The 3,321-nt window shown below is 40.4% G+C and carries 2 protein-coding genes; one reads left to right on the forward strand and one right to left on the reverse strand.

Features of this window, described 5'->3' with window-relative positions; genetic code table 11:
- Positions 1–500 precede the first annotated feature (500 nt).
- Positions 501–1,217 carry a biliverdin-producing heme oxygenase gene (locus tag F6K20_RS30590; protein ID WP_008179810.1) on the forward strand — a complete coding sequence of 239 codons (717 nt, stop codon included), beginning with the start codon at positions 501–503 and terminating at the stop codon, positions 1,215–1,217.
- 328 nt (positions 1,218–1,545) lie between these two features.
- Here the strand turns inward: F6K20_RS30590 and F6K20_RS30595 are convergent, their stop codons facing one another.
- Positions 1,546–1,902: a Mo-dependent nitrogenase C-terminal domain-containing protein gene (locus F6K20_RS30595; protein WP_008179812.1), complete on the reverse strand. Its 357-nt coding sequence runs from the start codon at positions 1,900–1,902 to the stop codon at positions 1,546–1,548.
- Positions 1,903–3,321: the final 1,419 nt, after the last annotated feature.

A 3,321-nucleotide genomic window follows, 5' to 3' on the forward strand; every position in this document is an offset into this window, starting at 1 on the left:
TTGAGCAACTGCCGTGGTTTGGGTCTGTAGACCCAAAACCACTCGCTTTTGGATCAAGACAGCGTGCCCGTAGCGCATAAACACCTCAAGTAGCGTGGCCACAGCCCAATCGCTGAGAGCTCAGAGCTCTCAGCTGATGGCTGATGGCTGATGGCTGAGAGCTGATGGCTGACGACTGCCTAAGTATTTTTACTTAAATAATCCTGGTGTCTTGCTAGTTTCTAGAGTTTTTTGGATGGTTGCGACAGTTGAGCCTTTGAATCTAGCATACAACTTCTCCCTTCCCCCCTCTGTGTACTGATCAAACCGTTGCTAAACTGATCAGTTTCAGGATCTATGAACTTGCTCTCTGACCGTGGGGGAGATAGAATCTCGGCTTGACGTAAGAATTCTTAACAAAATTTTTCATTAAATCAGTTTACTCTAATAATTTGGAAAGATATTCGCTTGTCTGTAAGTAGTAATACAAATACCGTCAACTTTAGGAACAAAAATAAAGAATGAGTACCAATTTAGCCACCAAGTTACGTGAGGGGACAAAAAAATCCCATACCATGGCAGAGAATGTGGGTTTTGTCAAGTGCTTTTTGAAAGGAACCGTTGAAAAAACCTCCTACCGGAAATTAGTATCCAACCTTTACTTCGTCTATTCCACGATGGAAGAAGAGATGGAGCGCCATCGGGAACACCCCATTGTTTCAAAAATCTACTTCCAAGAGCTTGATCGGAAAAAGAGCCTAGAGCAAGACCTATGCTATTACTTCGGTTCTAACTGGCAACAGCAAGTAGTACCCTCAGTGGCCACTAAAGAGTATGTCCAAAGAATTAAAGATATCTCTGAGAAGGAACCAGAACTATTGGTTGCTCACTCCTACACCCGCTATTTAGGGGACTTATCTGGTGGACAGATTCTCAAAAAGATTGCCCAGCGGGGGATGAATTTATCAGATGGGCAAGGTACTGCTTTTTATGAATTCAAGCAAATCTCTGATGAGAAGGGATTCAAAGCCACGTATCGGCAAGCCATGGATGAGCTACCCATTGATGATGCCACAGCGGATCGGATTGTGGAAGAAGCTAATGCTGCGTTTGGCATGAATATGAAGATGTTCCAGGAACTAGAGGGTAATCTGATTAAAGCCATTGGTATAATGCTATACAACACCCTGACCCGTCGTCGCGTTCGTGGCAGCACAGAACTGGCTACAGCTGAGTAAGCTTATTGCACAAACTGCGATTAGCACCAAAGATGGGTGGCGACTAATCACCTTAACTAGAAATCAAGGCGATTAGCTTTCGTCTCCTGTGATTAGTTATTAGTAGTTAGTAGTTTTGAGGTAAGCATTCAGCCTATCGCTATCAGCGATTAGCTTATGCGCTAGGTTGAATGCTTACGTTTTGAGTACTAACTACTAAGCACCGATAGCAGAATTAATTACCTAGTCCCAATCTCTGTAACCCTGACATTGTAAGCCTTTGAGTTTTGTGAAATGTGTAATCAACTTTGTGTATTTGCTTAGCCGAAACAGAGAAGGTATACCCCTCTCAAGCGTAAAATTCAATATCCTCTCCACACTGATCCACTAGGTAACACAGAGCCCGAAAACGTAGGCTAGCTAATTGCTCGTAGAGAGGGTTGAGCTTACATAGGGGAGGGATGTGTAGTACTAAGTGACCGAAAAGTTTTAAATCCCGCTCAAAGGGACATTGACCAGGAATAATTTTGGAGAGGAATCTAGCTAGGGTTTGATCTGTAATTTCTATTTGATCCAGCCATCGGCGCACAGGTTTTAGTAAATCAACACGTTTGTTGGGCAGTGGATCACGCGGAGTTAGACTGGTATTGAGATCAGCTACCTGTGAGAGGGATGGATTGGTACTTTGCTTGTTAGTTCTGAACATGGCTATACATCTCTAAATTTAATCAATAAAGTCCTCAGCTAAGGCATTCCTATAGGTGCCCTTGACCTTGGCGAATTAAATTCGCCACGGGTCGCACCTGTGGAATGGCTTTTGCAGAGTTCTAATTAAGTAGGTAGACATCAAGTAATCAAACACGATTACTATTGAGCTGTATTGCCATATTGGCGGTAATTTATAAAAATTTATATAGCTATAATTCATAGCATGTCCGGTCGCCTAGGTATTGTAAAGCTTGTGTAATTAGTAATAGGTAATTGGGATTACTCCCGAGTTATTACCTATTACCACAAATAACAACTATAAACACTACCAAAACAACCGGACATGAGCTCAATTGTTACCACTTAACTTATTAGGTAAGCTTTCATCATTCAGCATTCAGCTATCAGCCATTATTAATCAGCTTTCAGCTCAAAGCCATAATAAATAAGCTTCTTGAACGCGCACGCGTGGCCTTTTGGCCAGGGTTTTCCATTCTTAAAAAGCTGATATATTACCTTATTTCAAGCATAAAAATACAATGGAAAAGTTTGGTAAAGGTTAAAAGAAGAAAGACCAATCAAACTATGAAATTTTGATAAAACTAATTGGTTGACTGTTGGCTGTTGCTGGTGAACACTCAACAGCCAACATCTTATGACACTACCAAAACAACTGCACAGGAGCTCAAGTGTTACCACTTAACTGATGAGCTAAGACTTCAGCATTCAGACTTGGCTAAAAGCCACGCTACTTGAGGTGTTATCAGCCATTCTTAATCAGCTTTCAGCTCAAAGCCATAATAAATAAGCTTCTTGAACGCGCACGCGTGGCCTTTTGGCCAGGGTTTTCCACTCTTAAAAAGCTGACATTACCCTGGGTAAGCTCATCTAAATTTGTATCAAAAACTACAGATAAAGGTTTAAAGATGGTATTATAATTATAATTTAATTTTAATTAATGTTAACAAACTGCCTATATTCTCAATAATCCTGTTATTTCTTCTGTGATTTGAGAAAGCTGGAAATTTTAATTGCGATTCGACATTACCGACGCGGGGCGCGTGCCCGACGACTTCTTTTTTTCTTGCTCAAAGTAAGCCAAGATATTGGACTCGATAGGACTAATATACTGGTTTTTACCGACGCTTTTACCAACTTCAATGAAAATAGGTTAACTGCTTATTTTCAGTTACAATTTATACTAAATTCTATGAGCTGACCATCACAGCTTACCTGATTTCAAGGACAAAAATACACAACAAAGGTTTGGTAAAGTTTTAAAGAAGAAAGACCAATCAAACTATGAATTTTTGATAAAACTAATTGGTTGATTGTTGACTTTTGCTGGTGAACACTCAACAGCCATCATCTTATATGATCTCATACCAAGTTGCGCTCAAACGTACAACTTTCTCTA

The organism is Moorena sp. SIO2C4 (assembly GCF_010672485.1).
GTDB classification, from domain to species: Bacteria; Cyanobacteriota; Cyanobacteriia; order Cyanobacteriales; family Coleofasciculaceae; genus Moorena; species Moorena producens.